Origin of the sequence: Brevundimonas sp. UBA2416, assembly GCF_002343105.1 — a bacterium.
Lineage (GTDB): Bacteria > Pseudomonadota > Alphaproteobacteria > Caulobacterales > Caulobacteraceae > Brevundimonas.
In genome coordinates this window covers 196,406-211,504 of sequence record NZ_DDRM01000015.1, presented here as the reverse complement: position 1 = coordinate 211,504, position 15,099 = coordinate 196,406, and the positions used below count along the sequence as shown (strand labels likewise).

General features: G+C 68.5%; 14 protein-coding genes. 11 read left to right on the top strand and 3 right to left on the bottom strand.

The window, feature by feature from the left end; translation table 11 throughout:
* The first annotated feature begins 44 nt into the window (after positions 1 to 44).
* The 10 genes from B3E43_RS05080 to B3E43_RS05035 all read left to right on the top strand — a co-directional run bounded on the left by B3E43_RS05080 (position 45) and on the right by B3E43_RS05035 (position 11,818).
* Complete coding sequence (locus B3E43_RS05080; RefSeq protein ID WP_292027231.1) at positions 45 to 2,111, top strand: TonB-dependent receptor family protein; 2,067 nt, start codon at positions 45 to 47, stop codon at positions 2,109 to 2,111.
* A gap of 48 nt (positions 2,112 to 2,159) precedes the next feature.
* Positions 2,160 to 3,524: a PepSY-associated TM helix domain-containing protein gene (locus tag B3E43_RS05075; RefSeq protein ID WP_292027229.1), complete on the top strand. Its 1,365-nt coding sequence runs from the start codon at positions 2,160 to 2,162 to the stop codon at positions 3,522 to 3,524.
* Positions 3,521 to 3,985 carry a copper chaperone PCu(A)C gene (locus B3E43_RS05070; protein ID WP_292027227.1) on the top strand — a complete coding sequence of 155 codons (465 nt, stop codon included), beginning with the start codon at positions 3,521 to 3,523 and terminating at the stop codon, positions 3,983 to 3,985. The genes B3E43_RS05075 and B3E43_RS05070 overlap by 4 nt, the downstream gene beginning before the upstream one ends.
* Before the next feature lie 49 nt (positions 3,986 to 4,034).
* Positions 4,035 to 4,751 carry a TVP38/TMEM64 family protein gene (locus B3E43_RS05065; protein ID WP_292027225.1) on the top strand — a complete coding sequence of 239 codons (717 nt, stop codon included), beginning with the start codon at positions 4,035 to 4,037 and terminating at the stop codon, positions 4,749 to 4,751.
* 257 nt (positions 4,752 to 5,008) lie between these two features.
* Positions 5,009 to 6,049 carry a rod shape-determining protein gene (locus B3E43_RS05060; RefSeq protein ID WP_284222611.1) on the top strand — a complete coding sequence of 347 codons (1,041 nt, stop codon included), beginning with the start codon at positions 5,009 to 5,011 and terminating at the stop codon, positions 6,047 to 6,049.
* A 139-nt stretch (positions 6,050 to 6,188) separates the two neighbouring features.
* Positions 6,189 to 7,286 carry a rod shape-determining protein MreC gene (mreC, locus tag B3E43_RS05055; RefSeq protein ID WP_292027219.1) on the top strand — a complete coding sequence of 366 codons (1,098 nt, stop codon included), beginning with the start codon at positions 6,189 to 6,191 and terminating at the stop codon, positions 7,284 to 7,286.
* Entirely contained in the window at positions 7,283 to 7,801 is a 519-nt protein-coding gene (locus B3E43_RS05050) for a hypothetical protein (RefSeq protein ID WP_292027217.1), read from the top strand. Before mreC ends, B3E43_RS05050 begins: the two co-directional genes overlap by 4 nt.
* Positions 7,798 to 9,885 (top strand): penicillin-binding protein 2, encoded by a 2,088-nt coding sequence (gene mrdA, locus B3E43_RS05045; protein ID WP_292027215.1) that lies wholly within the window; start codon positions 7,798 to 7,800, stop codon positions 9,883 to 9,885. Before B3E43_RS05050 ends, mrdA begins: the two co-directional genes overlap by 4 nt.
* Complete coding sequence (rodA, locus tag B3E43_RS05040) at positions 9,882 to 11,039, top strand: rod shape-determining protein RodA (RefSeq protein WP_292027212.1); 1,158 nt, start codon at positions 9,882 to 9,884, stop codon at positions 11,037 to 11,039. Before mrdA ends, rodA begins: the two co-directional genes overlap by 4 nt.
* A gap of 320 nt (positions 11,040 to 11,359) precedes the next feature.
* A complete protein-coding gene (locus tag B3E43_RS05035) occupies positions 11,360 to 11,818 on the top strand; it encodes a DUF6173 family protein (protein ID WP_292027209.1) in 459 nt (152 codons plus the stop codon).
* Positions 11,819 to 11,929: 111 nt separating this feature from the next.
* Here the strand turns inward: B3E43_RS05035 and pip are convergent, their stop codons facing one another.
* Together pip and B3E43_RS05025 are read right to left on the bottom strand one after the other, a co-directional pair.
* Complete coding sequence (pip, locus tag B3E43_RS05030; RefSeq protein ID WP_292027208.1) at positions 11,930 to 12,910, bottom strand: prolyl aminopeptidase; 981 nt, start codon at positions 12,908 to 12,910, stop codon at positions 11,930 to 11,932.
* A 26-nt stretch (positions 12,911 to 12,936) separates the two neighbouring features.
* A complete protein-coding gene (locus tag B3E43_RS05025) occupies positions 12,937 to 13,308 on the bottom strand; it encodes a DUF423 domain-containing protein (RefSeq protein WP_292027206.1) in 372 nt (123 codons plus the stop codon).
* Between the two features lie 49 nt (positions 13,309 to 13,357).
* Here B3E43_RS05025 and B3E43_RS05020 point away from each other — a divergent pair, with 49 nt between their 5' ends.
* Positions 13,358 to 14,536, top strand: a complete 1,179-nt coding sequence (locus tag B3E43_RS05020) for an MFS transporter (RefSeq protein ID WP_292027204.1) — start codon at positions 13,358 to 13,360, stop codon at positions 14,534 to 14,536.
* Here the strand turns inward: B3E43_RS05020 and B3E43_RS05015 are convergent.
* Complete coding sequence (locus tag B3E43_RS05015; protein ID WP_292027202.1) at positions 14,500 to 15,096, bottom strand: hypothetical protein; 597 nt, start codon at positions 15,094 to 15,096, stop codon at positions 14,500 to 14,502. The genes B3E43_RS05020 and B3E43_RS05015 overlap by 37 nt on opposite strands.
* Between the last annotated feature and the right edge of the window lie 3 nt (positions 15,097 to 15,099).

The window sequence follows — 15,099 nt, the reverse complement described above, 5'->3', positions numbered from 1 at the left end:
GGCTCACCGGCGCGCGCCTTTCCCTGTTCAGGATTATCGAAATCATGTCTCTCAAGACCACCGCAGCGCCGTGCGCGCTGCTGCTTGCCGCCGCCTTCGCCGTCCCTGCCCATGCCCAGACTCCGCCGGCGTCTCAGGATGTCCAGACGCTGGACACGGTGATCGTCACCGGCGTTCGCAATCCCGAAGACCCGCCCATCGTCGCCGACGCCCGGGCCCTGCTCAGCCGCACGCCCGGCTCGGTCGCCGTCGTCTCGGCCGAGAGCTATGCGACCCGCTTCGCCCAGGGCTTTTCCGACAGCCTCAGGAATGTCCCCGGCGTCCTCGCCCAGAAACGCTATGGCGAGGAAAGCCGCCTCTCCATCCGCGGCTCGGGTATCGCCCAGGGTTTCCACCAGCGCGGCGTCCTGTTTGCCCAGGACGGCGTGCCCTTCGCCGACGCCGACGGCTTCTCCGACTTCCAGGGCATAGACCAGCTGAGCGCCCGCTACATCGAGGTCTACAAGGGTGCCAACACCCTTCGCTTCGGCGGTGCCCAGTTGGGCGGTGCGATCAACATGGTCACACCCACCGGTCGCACCGCCACAGATGATCGGGTGCTGCAGCTCGAAGCCGGCTCCTTCGGCTTCCGCCGCCTGCATGGCGCGTTCGCCGGCGAATGGGGCGACTGGGACGCCTTCGTCGGCGTCACCGCGCTTGAGACCGACGGCTATCGCCGCCAGAGCGACCAGAGCCAGGGCCGCCTGACTGCCAACGTCGGCCGCCGCTTCGGCGAGGACCGCGAAATCCGCCTGATCGCCCAGGCCGCCGACGTCCAGCAGTCCGTGCCGGGTCCGCTGACCCTGACCCAGGCGCTTGCCACGCCGCGGATCGCACCGGCCAACAACATCATCAACGACAACGCCCGCGACCAGACCCTCAAACGCCTGACCCTTCAGACCCGTTGGCGGTTCGACGACAGCACCCTGTTCGAGGGCGCGATCTGGGGTTGGGAAAAATCGCTCTATCACCCGATCTTCCAGGTCGTGGATCAGGAGAGCGAGACCCGCGGGGCCTTTGCCCGGATCGACTGGACCGGAACGGTCGGCGGGATGCGCGCCGACGCCTTCTATGGTCTGAGCTATCGCGACGGTCAGATCGACGCGCTGCGCTACGTCAATGTCGGCGGCTTCCGCGGCGCCCTGACCGCCAACGGCTTCCAGGAAGCCGACGGGCTGGACGTCTTTGCGGAGGGTCGGCTGTTCGTCAGCGATCGTCTGGCGCTGGTCGCTGGCGGTTCGTTCGGCCGTGCCGGCCGGGACTATGTCGATCGCCGGAACGCGTTGAACAACGACGGCATCGACTATGAGTGGTTCTCGCCCCGGCTCGGCCTGCTCTGGGAGTCTGAAGACGGCGCCCAGGTCTTCGCCAATGTGACCCGTTCGGTCGAACCCCCGGCCTATGGGGCCCTCGTCCAGGCGCCGCTGGTCGGCTTCACGCCGATCGACATCCAGGACGCCTGGACCGCCGAGCTCGGCGCCCGCGGCCGTCGCGGCGCCTTCGCCTGGGATTTCACCGTCTATCGCAGCCGGATCGACGGCGAGATCCTGAATTTCATCGTCGGCCCGGACATTCCGGCGGCGACCTTCAATGCCGACCGGACCATTCACCAGGGGATCGAGGCCGGGCTGGACTGGCGGCTGCCGGTGGAGCTCGCCGGCGGCTCGCTGCTCCTGCGCCAGACCTATGCCTTCAGCGACTTCCATTTCGTCGATGATGCGCGGTGGGGCGACAACACCCTGCCGGTCGTGCCCGAGCACCAGTACCGGGCCGAACTGACCTTGCGTCATCCGTCCGGTCTGTTCGTCACCCCTTCGGTCGAGTGGCGCATCTCGGACGTCTGGGTCGACTATGCCAATACGCTGAAGGCGCCGTCCTACGCCCTGCTGGGTGTGAATGCCGGCTTCAAGCTCGGCTCGGGCGCGACCGTCTATCTCGACGCCCGCAACCTGACGGACGAGCGTTACGTCGGCGAGTTTTCCGCCGTCACCGACGCCCGCACCGCCTCGACCTCGGTCTTCTTCCCCGGCGAGGGCCGTTCCGCCTTTGTCGGCGTTCGCCTGACCTATTGATCCGACAACCGGGGCGGGCCGAAAGGCCCGTCCCGACGGAGTTCGACCATGAACCACAGCCCTTCCGACCCGCCCCTGTCCGGCGCCTTCCGCGCCGTCTGGCGCTGGCATTTCTACGCCGGCCTGCTGGTCCTGCCCTTCCTGATGTTGATGGCGCTGACCGGCGCCCTCTATCTTTTCACCGACGAGATCGACGGCGCTGTCTATCGCGACCTGTCGCGGGTCGAGCCGCGCGCCGCGGCGGCTTCGCCCGATCGCTGGGTCGCCGCCGCCGAGGCGGGGACCGGCGGCACGGTCGCCAATGTGCTGGTGCCCGCACAGCCGGATCAGGCCGTTCGCCTGACCGTCAACCTGCCCGACGGCGGCAAGCGCACCGCCTTCGTCGATCCCCACGACGCCCAGCTGATCGGCGTCACCCCCTTTGGCGGGGTTATGGAGACCGTCAAACGGCTCCACAGCCTTATCCTGCTCGGCGCCTGGGCCAACTATGTCGTCGAGATCGTGGCAGGCTGGGCCATCATCCTCGTGGCCACCGGCCTGTTCCTGTGGTGGCCGCGCGGCCGCGGGGTCGGCGTGGTCTCGGTCCGCGCGGCTGATCCGGGGCGGCGTCCCTTCTGGCGCGACGTCCATGCCATCACCGGTCTGTACGCCGGCGCCGTGATCGCCTTCCTCGTCGTCACCGGCATGCCCTGGTCCGCCTTCTGGGGCGATCAGTATATGGCGGCGGTCAAGACCCACGGCCTCGGCCGGCCCCAGGCCCCGCCGGCGGCCAGTCCCTTCGCCCACGCCGCCCACCCGGCCGATGCGCCCGCCGGGGTCGGCTGGACCATGGAAGGGATGGTCATGCCCACCCCCCGCGCCGGCCCGGCCCGGCTGGCGCGGGTGATCGACACCGCCGAGGCGCAAGGCCTGGTCCGGCCCTATATGGTCTCCATCCCGTCCGATCCCGGCCTGGCCTTCACCGCCGCGCGTCAGGTCAGACAGGTCGAGGACACCCGCACCCTCTATATCGACGCCGCCACCGGCGGCGTCCGCGCCGACATCCGCTATGACCAGTTCGGGGTCGGCGCCCGGGCCTTCGAATGGGGCATCGCCGTCCACCAGGGCACGCAATACGGCTGGATCAACCGCTACCTGATGCTGGGCGGCTGTATCGCCATCTGGCTGCTGGCGATCAGCGGCGTGATGATGTGGTGGAAGCGCCGCCCGCCGAAACTGTCCAAGGGCCGTCTCGGCGCGCCCGAGGCTCCGCCCGGGCCGCGTGTTCGCGCCGCCGTGCTCGGCATCGTCCTGCCCCTGGCCATCCTCTATCCCCTCACCGGTCTGAGCCTGATCGCCGCCCTGGCGATCGAGCGGGCCGCAACCCTGGTGCGTCGTCGTCTCGCCGCCCGAACCTCAAGGAGTCCGTCATGAAACGCCTGATCCTCCCCGCCGCCCTGCTGGCGCTCGCCGCCTGTAACCCGTCGCCCGCGCCCGAAACCCTCGCCGCCGTCGCGACCTCCGACGCCCTGTGCCGGCCCACCCCCAACGGTCGCGACGCGACCGGCTGCTACCTGACCCTCACCGCCAGCCGCAACGACCGTCTGGTCTCGGTCTCCAGCCCCGCCGCCCGCGAGGGCCAGATCCACGAGATGAAGGTGGCCGACGGCATGATGTCGATGGCCGAACTCGAGGCCGGCCTGCCCCTGCCGGCGGGCGAGGCTGTTTCGCTCCGGCCGGGCGGCAACCACATCATGCTGATCGGGCTGAAACAACCGCTCGTCGCGGGCGAACAGGTCTCCCTGACCCTGACCTTCGAGCACGCCCCGGCCATGGGCATCCGCGCCCGGGTCGGACAGCCGCCGGCGGCGGGGCAGGGGGCGCCGCACGGCTGACGGCGGCCGCTCTCTCGCCGCCGCCGCCGGCGCCTGCTAGTCGTGCGCCATGCGTCGCCTCCTCGACTTCATCCTCAACATGGAAGCCCGCCGCTGGCGGGCCGCCCTGGCGACGGCGCTGTTGCTCGGCGCCACGGTCGGGCTGCTGCTCTTCGGCAAGAGCCAGTTCGGACTGGCGGCCGAGGAGAACCTCGAGGCCTGGCTGCAGGGCTATCGCGGCAGTCCCTGGGCCTTCGTCGCCACCGTCGGCCTGTTCATCGCCGCCGCCTTCATCGGCATGCCCCAGTTCATCCTGATCGCCGCCTGCGTCGTGGCCTTCGGGCCGTCGCTGGGCTTCTTCTACAGCTGGGCGGCGACCGTGGCCTCGGCGGGCGTCACTTACTGGCTGGGGCGGGGGCCGACGGCGCGGCTGGTCGACCGGTTCGGCGGGCGCACCATGGGCCGACTCAAGGGGTTCGTCGGCAAGAACGCCTTCTACGCCAGCTTCATGATCCGCAACGTGCCTTCGGCGCCCTTCATCGTCGTCAACATGGCGTTCGGCGCCACCCGTGCGTCGTTTCCCGCCTTCCTCGCCGGCTGCGCCCTCGGCGTCCTGCCCAAGACCGCGCTGGTGGCCTTCTTCGGCGGGGCCGTGGTGGCGGCGGTCAGCGGCGACGGCGTCTGGACCTCGCTGATTCTGGCCGGCGTGGCGATCGTCTGGCTCGGCCTGATGCTGGGCGCACGGGAACTCGTGAAAAGGCGCGAGCGGGCCTCCGGCGCCGACTGACAGCCGCGCCCGAAGCGGTTCGGCGTCACGTTCTGGTGAGACCGCCCCAAAGGCGCAGCTTGGGGCCTTTTGAATGCATCTCGCCGGGCGACAGGGCTTGTATTCGCCCTCGCACAAGGGCAAACGAGCCGTAAGGTCGGTCAGGCGATAACGATCAGGAGGCGGCGCGTGGGGATGCGTGTCGCCGGGGCGTCGCCGAAGCGGATCGAGACTGACGCCCGCCCCTCCAAGGCCCGAACGAACGGTATCCCGGACCCATGTTCTCCAGCATTTTCGGCGCGATCTCCAACGACATCGCCATCGACCTCGGCACCGCCAACACCCTCATCTACATGAAGGGCAAGGGTATTGTGCTGAACGAACCGTCCGTGGTCGCCCTGCGCAATGTCGGCGGCCGCAAGATCGTCCACGCCGTCGGCATCGAGGCCAAGCAGATGCTGGGCCGCACCCCCGGCCACATGGAAGCCATCCGTCCCATGCGCGACGGGGTCATCGCCGACTTCGAAGTCGCCGAGGAGATGATCAAACACTTCATCCGCAAGGTTCATAACCGCAAGGGCTTCGTGAACCCCAAGGTCATCGTCTGCGTGCCGTCGGGCGCCACCGCCGTCGAGCGCCGCGCGATCAACGATTCCTGCCTCAACGCCTCGGCCCGCCGCGTCGGCCTGATCGACGAGCCCATGGCCGCCGCGATCGGCGCCGGCCTGCCGATCCATGAGCCGACCGGCTCCATGGTCGTCGACATCGGCGGCGGCACCACCGAGGTCGCCGTGCTTTCCCTGTCCGGCATCGTCTATTCGCGTTCGGTCCGCGTCGGCGGCGACAAGATGGACGAGGCGATCATCTCCTACATGCGCCGCAACCATAACCTTCTGATCGGCGAGACTACCGCCGAGCGCATCAAGAAGGACATCGGCACCGCCCGCATCCCCGCCGACGGCGAAGGCCTGTCGATCGACGTCAAGGGCCGCGACCTGATGCAGGGCGTGCCCCGCGAGGTCCGCATCTCCGAACGCCAGGCCGCCGAAGCCCTGGCCGAGCCGGTCTCGCAGATCGTCGAGGCCGTGAAGGTCGCCCTGGAAGCCACCCCGCCCGAACTGGCCGCCGACATCGCCGACAAGGGCATCATGCTCACCGGCGGCGGCGCCCTGCTGCGCGGTCTGGACGCGGAAATCCGCGACCACACGGGCCTGCCCGTCTCGGTGGCCGACGATCCGCTGTCCTGCGTCGCCATCGGCTGCGGCCGGGTTCTTGAGCATCCGCGGTGGATGAAGGGCGTCCTCGACTCGGCCCTCTAGGGCGCGCGCCGAAACACCGCCGCAAATCCCCGTTATCGTCGCTCCGTCGCCGGTTCCCAACCGGCACGGATTTTGCGATAGGCTCGACAGATCGGCCGGGGGCGTCCCGCTGATTCCCATTTTCTGAGGAAGGCGCGCCGTGGCGTTTCGCGACGGACCGTTCGAGAACATCAAGGTGCCGCTGGTCTGGACCGCGGCCGTCACAGTCGTGCTCGCCGCCATCGGCTGCATCCTGCTGCTGATCAGCGACGCCCGCGCCCAGACCTCGCCCTACCAGCCCGTGCGCTCCGGCGTGGAAGCCGTCGCCGGGCCGGTCGGCGGCGTCTTTGCGGCCCCGGTGCGGTGGTTCGGCCATGCCAGCGACTATGTCGGCGGCTATTTCTTCGCCGTGTCGGAGAACCGCCGGCTCAAGCGCGAACTGGCCGAGCTCCAGCCCTGGCGCGACCAGGCCATCGCGCTCAAGAACGTCAACGCCCGCTATGAGACCATGCTGGGCATCCGGCCCGAGCCGCCGGTGGCGATGCAGACCGCGCGCTCCATCCTCGACACACGCGGCCCCTTCTCCAAGGCCCGGCTGCTCGACGCCGGCTCGGCAAATGGCGTCAAGGTCGGCAATCCTGTCATCAATGAACACGGGCTCGTCGGACGCATCGTCGGCGTCTCGCCCGGCATCAGCCGCATGCTGCTGGTCACCGATGTCGCCAGCCAGATCCCCGTGCTCGTCGACCGCACCGACGCCCGCGCCATCCTCAAGGGGGATGGCTCGCCGAACCCGCGGCTCGAGTTCATGCGCGGCGTCGGTTCGGTCCAGGTCGGCGACCGCATTCTCTCGTCCGGCGACGGCGGCGGCCTCCCGCGGGGCGTGCCGATCGGCGTCGCTGCACGCGGCATCGACGGCAGCTGGCGCGTGAAGCTGTTCAGCGACCGCGGCGCCATCGATTTCGTCCGGGTCATGCTGTTCGAGGATTTCGGCCAGCTGATCGGCGCCGAGGATCTGAACGCCCCGCCGTTGGCCGCGCTCGGCACCCTGTCCGAGGCGAGCCCTGAACAGGCTTCCGCCATCCGGGACGCCGCCGCCCGCCGTGAGACCGCCCGCGCCCAGGCCGAGCAGAGACGATCCGACACTGCCGCCGCCACGGCCGCCGAGGCGGCTCGCCCGCAACCCGCCGCCCCGCCGCCCGCCGCCGCTGCGCCGCCGTCCCAGCCCGCTGCCCTGCCGCCCGGAGGGACCGAATGAGACGGCCGGTCGCGGTCCGCGTCGTCGGACCGGTGCAGTGGATCATTATTCCGGCCGTGGTCACGGTCGCCGTCACCATCCTTCTCGCGACGCCGGTCGAGCTCTTCGGCCTTCACCTGCCCGAGCCGGTCATTCCGATGGTGCTGGCCTTCGCCTGGCCGCTCATCCGCCCCTCGGTGACCGCCCCTCTGGTGCTGACCCTGCTCGGCCTGCTTCTGGACATCCTGACCTATGGCCCGCTCGGCCTGTGGGCCCTCGTCTTGCTGGCCATCTATGCTGTGGTTCTGGCCTCGCGCAGCTTCCTGATCGGTCAGGACACGGCTGTCCTGTTCGCCTGGTACGCCGCCTGCTGCACCCTGGCCTTCCTGATGGCGTATCTGGTGGTCACCCTGATCGCCCGTAATCCGCCGAGCATTCTCGCCCTGATCGGCCAGATCGTACCGACCCTGCTGCTCTTCCCGTTCGCCGACAGGATGATCGAGCGGTTCGAGGACGGCGATGTGAGGTTCCGGTGAGTTCCGAACCCTCCATCTTTTTTTCGGACGTCAACGAGCGTCAGGGCTCCTTCCTGCGCCGCACCTTCGTGCTCGGCGGCCTGACCACGCTGGGCGGCCTGGCCCTGACCGGCCGTCTGGCCCAGCTTCAGGTCATCCAGGCCGGCCAGTACGCCACCATGGCGTCGAACAACCAGTTCAACTTCCGTCTCGTGCCCCCGCCGCGCGGCCGCATCCTTGATCGCGACGGCGTGGTCATCGCCGGCAACCGTCCCAGCTTCCGGGTTCTGGTGGTGCGCGACGAGACCAAGGATCTGGACCAGACCCTGGATCTGCTCGGCCGCCTGTTGCCCGACACCATGGACCGGCGCCGCTCAATCATCCGCGAGGTCAACGCCGCCCCGCGCTTTTCGCCGGTGCCGGTCAAGAGCGATCTGAGCTGGGAGGAGTTCGCCAGGGTCAATCTCTACGCCAACGAGCTGCCGGGCGTCATGGCTGACATGAACGAGGCCCGCTACTACCCGTTCGGCGGGGCCTTCGCCCACGTCATCGGCTATGTCGCCAAGCCCAACGACCGCGACATCCAGGCCATCAAGGATCGCGGTGAGAAGGTCCCGGACATTCTCTACAACCCCGGCTTCCGTATCGGACGTCAGGGGGTGGAGAAGTCGTTCGACATCGATTTGCGCGGCGAGGCCGGCGGCAACCGCGTCGAGGTCGATGCGCGGGGCAGGGTCGTGGCCGAGGACATCGGCGGCTCGCGCCAGGCGATCCCCGGCAAGGACGTGATCCTGACCCTCGACGCCGACGTCCAGAACCGCGCGCTCGAGGTCTATGGCGAGGAATCCGGCGGCTGCGTGGTCATGGATATCCGCAACGGCGACATCCTTTGCATGGTCTCGGCGCCATCCTTCGACCCCAATATGTTCGTCGGGGGCGTCCCGTCGAACATCTACAACGCCTTGCGCGACTATGAGCGCAAGCCCCTGCTGGACAAGGCCATCTACGGCAGCTTCCCGCCCGGCTCGACCTTCAAGATGACCACCGCGCTCGCCTTGCTGGATGCGGGCGTCAATCCGGCCGAGCGGGTCAACTGCACGGGCGGCTATCGCTATGGCAACCGTACCTTCCGCTGCTGGAAGCGCGGCGGCCACGGCTCGATGGATATGCACAACGCCATCAAGAACTCGTGCGACACCTATTTCTACCACCTGTGCAATCGCGCCGGCGTCGACCGCATCGCCCGCGTCGCCGAGGATCTGGGCTTTAATCAGGTCTATGAGATCGGCATCGGCGGCCAGAGCCGGGGCACCATGCCCAGCCGCGCCTGGAAGGCCGATTACGCCCGCCGCACCCGCGCCACCCATCCGGACGCCGGCACCTGGTATCCGGGCGAGACCCTGTCCGTCGCCATCGGCCAGGGGGCAGTCTCGACGACGGCCCTGCAACTGGCCGTCATGACCGCACGCCTCGCCCATGGCCGCAAGGCCATCACACCACGTCTGATCAAGTCGGTGGGCGGCGTCGAACGCCCGGCGCCAGGCGCTGGCCGGGACCTTCCCTTCAGCGAGGAGCACCTCGATATCGTCCGGGCCGGCATGGCCGCCGTGGCCAACGATGTCACCGGCACCGCCTATCGCGCCTCCCAGCTCGGCCTCGGCGACATCCAGATGGCCGGCAAGACCGGCACGGCCCAGTCGCGAGACTACGGCACGGGTTCGCGTGGGCCACGTGACGCCGTCTGGACGCGCCGCGACCACGCCCTGTTCGTCGCCTTCGCCCCGCATGACGCGCCGCGCTACGCCATCGCCCTGATCATCCAGCACGCGCCGTCCGGCGGTTCGGCTGACGCTGCCCCCCGCGCCCGCGAGATCATGAAGACCGTCCTGCTCAAGGACCCCGACATGCGCGCCCGGATCGAGCGCCCCCTGCCGCCCGAAGCGGTCGCCCCCGCCGGCGCGGACGAGGGCGAACTCGGCGCCGGGCCGGGTGGCGAGGTCACGGGCGCCGCGGCCGAAGAGATTGCGCCCGCCGCACCGGCGCGTCGCCGCGCCCCGACCGCGACCAGCGGACCACGCCCCTATCTGTCGGAGCCGCCGCAATGACCGCCTCGGCCCTGACCCGTCCCGGCGAACGCGATCGCCTTTCGACCAAGATCACCGAACTGGACTGGCGCCTGGTCGCCTTGCTGTGCATGGTCGCCTTCGTCGGCACCGCCATGCTCTATTCGATCGCGGGCGGCGAATGGCAGCCCTGGGCGATCAAGCACGCGATCCGCTTCGGCCTCCTGCTGGTCGTGATGCTGGCCCTGGCCATGTTGCATCCGAAATGGTGGTTCCGCGCCGCCTATCCGCTCTATGCGGTGCTGCTGCTGCTGGTTCTGATGATCGAATTCACTCCGCTCGGTTACGTCGCCGGCGGCGCAAGGAATTGGCTCAACCTCGGTTTCATCCGCATCCAGCCGGCCGAGTTCATGAAGCTCGGCCTCGTTCTGGCTCTGGCCCGCTGGTACCACAGCCATACGGCCCAGGAGGCCCGCTGGTCGTGGAAGCTGTTGATCCCGGCCGGCATGATCGGCCTGCCATTCGTTCTGGTCGCAAAACAGCCGGATCTCGGATCGGCGATGATCATCGGTCTGACCGGCGGCGCGATCATGGTCCTCGCCGGCCTCAGCTGGCGGGTCATCGCCGCCGGCGCGGTCGCCGCCGCCGCCATCATCCCGCCTTTCGTCATGTTCGGCATGAAGGAATACCAGCGCAACCGCGTCCTGACCTTCCTCAGCCCCGAGTCCGATCCGTCGGGCACGGGTTACAACATCATCCAGTCCAAGATCGCCCTCGGATCGGGCGGGGTCCTGGGCAAGGGCTACGGTCTGGGCAGCCAGAGCCAGCTGGAGTTCCTGCCGGAAAGGCACACGGACTTCATCTTCTCGACGGTGGCCGAGGAATTCGGCTTCGTCGGGTCGTTCGCCGTGCTGGCCTGCTACATCGCCATCATCCTGATCGCCCTGCGTATCGCCTCCCTGGCCCACAGCCATTTCGGCCGGATCGCCGCCGCCGGGATGACGGCCTTCTTCGCCCTGTTCGTCCTGATCAACGGCGCCATGGTCATGGGTCTCGCCCCGGTCGTCGGGGTGCCGATGCCGCTGCTCTCCTACGGGGGGTCTTCGATGATGACGGTGATGTTCGGCTTCGGCCTGATCCTGTCCACCCGCGTCCACCGCTACGCCGAGCTGCCGAAAGGGCAGGGGCTGTTCTAGGGGGCGACCCAGACTTCAGCCGGCGGAAGTTCATCACAGCGGACACAACGAGGTCACAGCGGGCACAACGGGTCCGCAGCGCCGCTGTCCCCCACCGCGCTCGATGCATCGGGACAACCCCGGACACTGGGCCTGGTTGATTTCACAATGCGGCGAAGCCGCAACCAAGCCGAACACGCAGCGCTGACCTTGCGACTCCCCGCTCCCGTCGTGTCCGTTGTGACCTCGTTGTGTCCGCTGTGATGAACCTTCCGGCCGTCGTACCTAAGAACAGCATGCACGCCCTCCCCACGAACGGAAGGGACCGCTACGGTGTTGGCATGACAGACAAGCCCAAGCCTGCCGCACCGCCCGCCTTCGTTCCCGACTGGGGCGACAAACCCTGTCCGAAGCCGGGCCTGCCCGCCACCACGCCGGAACGCGCCGCCGCCCTCATGGAAGGGGTGCAGATGCGCGAGAACCCCGCCGAATGGGCCTTCGTCCGCCTGTCCAAACTGATCGAGGATTTCGAGAAGGGGCTCGACAAGGACGACGAGATCGGCGCCCGCATCGTCGGCCTGCCGGGCGATGGCACCATGTCGATCGAGGATCTCGGCTTCTGGGGCCCGGACTTCATCATGTTCCTGGGCAAGAATTCGGATGGCAAGCCGGTCCGCCTGATCCAGCACTATGCCCAGATCAACGTCCTGCTCGATGCCCGCAAGCGGCCCGAGGAACGCGAAGCCCGCCGCATCGGCTTCCAGCTCTCGGAACTGGTGAGGAAGACCAGTCCGAAGTGAGGGGCTAGGGATAAGGGATTAGGGATTAGGTTCAGAGGGTGGTTGCCGCAGGCGAGCGGCCCGGCAGCAGTCTCCCTAATCCCTAATCCCTAATCCCTTATCCCTTATCCCTTATCCCTGCAGCGAAGCGGCCCAGTCCGTGGCCCGCACCAGACTGTCCACGATGCCCGGCTCGCTCGAGGCGTGGCCGGCGTCCTTGACGATGTCCAGCTTCGCCTCGGGCCAGGCCCGATGCAGGGCCCAGGCGCTGGTGATCGGCGTCACCACGTCGAAGCGGCCCTGGGCGATCCAGCAGGGGATGTGCTTGATCCGCCCGATGTTCTTCAGCAGCCAGCCCTCTTCGGGGAAGAAGCCGCCGTTCATGAAGTACCAGCATTCGATCCGGGCGAAGGCGACCGCGAACTCGGGCTCGGCGAACTTGTCCGGCCGGGCGTCGGGGCCTTCGACGCTGACCGTCTCGCCCTCCCAGCTCGACCAGGCCACGGCGCAGCGCTCGCGCTCCGCCTTGTCGTCGCCGATCAGCCGCTTGTAATAGGCGCCCATCAGGTCATGACGCTCATCCTCGGGGATCGGCGCGACGAACCGCTCCCAGGCGTCCGGGAAGATCTGCGACGCCCCATCCTGGTAGAACCAGTGCAGTTCCGGCTTGGTCAGCAGGAAGATGCCGCGCAGCAGCAAGGCCGCGACCCGCTCGGGATGGGTGATCGCATAGGCCATCGACAGCGTCGAACCCCAGCTGCCGCCGAACACGACCCATTTGTCGATGCCAAGCTGTTCACGCAGCCGTTCGATGTCCTCGATCAGCGTCCAGGTGGTGTTGTCCTCCAGCGACGCGTTCGGCCGGCTCTTACCGCAGCCGCGCTGGTCGAACAGGACGATCCGGTATCTCGCCGGATCGAAATAGCGCCGCATGCCCGGATTGACCGCACCGCCCGGCCCGCCGTGCAGGACCACGACCGGGAGTCCCTGGGGATTGCCGCATTCCTCGTAATAGATCTCGTGCACGCCGTCGGTCGGCATGAAGCCGGAGGCATAGGCCTCGATTTCAGGGAACAGTTCGCGGCGCGGGGCGTCGGGCGCAGGGAAGGCCATACGGGTAATCGGTCTCGTTCGCGCCGTCAGGCGGGTGTGGATTGTGACCGCAATGCGGCAATCAGCAGCAAAAGCCAAGCTGCGATCATCAGCACGCCGCCGATTGGTGCGATTGCACCCATCGCCGTCAGGCTTAGCAGAGCGATGGCCGACAAGGCGAGGCAAAACACCAGCCCGCCCGCAGAGGCCAGCCAGCCGGCCAGCACCACCAGTCGTTCGCGGCCCGGCCAGATCGCGCAGACAAGAGCCACAACGGCATGGACCATCTGGTAGTGCGATCCGGTGGTCAGCAGGGACTTGACCTGCGGTCCGGCCCCATGCGCCGCAAACGCCCCGATCAGCACGGCAAGCGCGCCGTTCAAGGCCGCGAAGGCCGCAAGATTGCGATGAATCTGCACGGCCCAGACGCTAGCCGACAGAATCCCATGCGTCTGCTATCCCGCCGGCATGACCGCCGCCCAGCGCATGTCCCTGCAGTATGTGTTGCTCTTCGGCGCCACTGGCGTGAGCCTCCCGTTTGCAGGCCTGTGGTTGAGCGCGCAAGGGTTGAGCGGGGCCCAGATCGGAACCGTGCTGGCGGCGCCGATGCTGGCGCGAATCATTACCGGGCCGCTGCTGGCCGTCTGGGCGGACGGCTTCCGGCTGAGGCGCACGCCGATCGCCCTGCTCGGCCTGATCATGGCTCTTGGCTACAGTCTGGCCGGCCTTGCCGACGGATTCGCCCTGCGCGCCGTCGGCTGGTTCATCGGCGCCACGGCCATGGGGGTGCTGGTGCCGCTGACCGACGTGATGACCCTGCGCCTCGCATCACGCCTCGGCTTCACCTTCGCCCGGCCGCGAGGCATGGGCTCCGCCGCATTCGTTGTCGCCAATATCGGCATGGGCGTGCTTCTCCTCACCACGCCCGTCGACGGGATCATCGTCTGGATCGTGGTGACGTCGTTTGCCTTCGCGGCCGCCGCCATCCTGGCCCTGCCGCCGGAACCCGTGGCAGACGGCGCGCCCGTCCTGGGCCGGGAGCGGTTCCGGGGCCTCGGCCGGCTGATGGTCGATCCCGTCTTTCTGACGACGATCTTCGCCGTCGGCGCGGTCCAGGCTGCCCATGCCTTCCAGTACGGCTTCTCCGCCATCCTGTGGAAGGCGCAGGGGATCAGTGAAGCCGTGACCGGCCAACTCTGGGCCTTCGGCGTCGTGGTCGAGATCGCGCTGATGTGGCTGTTCGAGCCTTGGCGCCGGCGCGTCGGCATCGGTCCCTGGAGTCTGCTGATGGTCGGTTCGGCCGCCGCCGTCCTGCGCTGGGGCCTCATGGCGCTGGCCCCGCCGCTCTGGCTGCTATGGCCGCTGCAGGCCCTGCACGCCCTGACCTTCGCCGCCACCTTCCTCGCCGGAGTCCAACTGGTCGAACGCCTGTCGCCGCCCGATACGCATACGGCCGCCCAGATGCTCAGTTCGGTCTTGTCCGCGGGCGTGTTGATCGGTCTGGCGACGGCGGTATCGGGGCCCCTTTACGATCGCTTCGGAGCTGGAGGGTACTGGGCGATGGCCGCGCTGGCCGGAGCCGGCCTGCTGGCCGCGATCCCCCTGCGCGGTCAGTTGGCGCGGGAGCGGGGCAGGGGCGGGAGATGATGCGCCATGGCCTGGGCCGCGGCCTTGACCGCCCGCTGCACCGCCGCGTCGCTCTCATGCTCCGGGGCGCGCAACAGCCCGATCGCCGGCGTATCCGGCCCGTCCGGCAAACCGGACAGGACGCGGTACAGCAGATAGCTGCCGGCATCCTCTTCTGACTCGGAACTGGCGTCGGCGGTCAGTCCGGCCTTGTTCAGGGCCCTGACGATGTCCGTAACCGGCGCGGTCGCCCGGGCCATCCCTGGCCCGACGGTGTCCAGCCGGCCGCCGTCAAGCGACCGGTTTTCGGCCCGGATCTGGAGCCGGAAGGCATCGCTGCGCCGCGTGCGTCCCACCAACAGCAGGCCCCGGCAGCTCCGGTCCTCGAGATGGGCGGACAGGGTGGCTGCGAGAGCCTCGGGCTCGCCCGCGGCGACTGCGAGCGTCCGCGCGCCGATCGGGTTCCAGGTAGCGCCCGACAGGTCTTCGACCGGATCCCAGCCTGCCTCGTCTACCTCCCAGGCGCAGATGACGAGCGCCGGCCGGTAGTCCGGGGCTGCCTCGTCCTTGGGCTCAAGCATGAC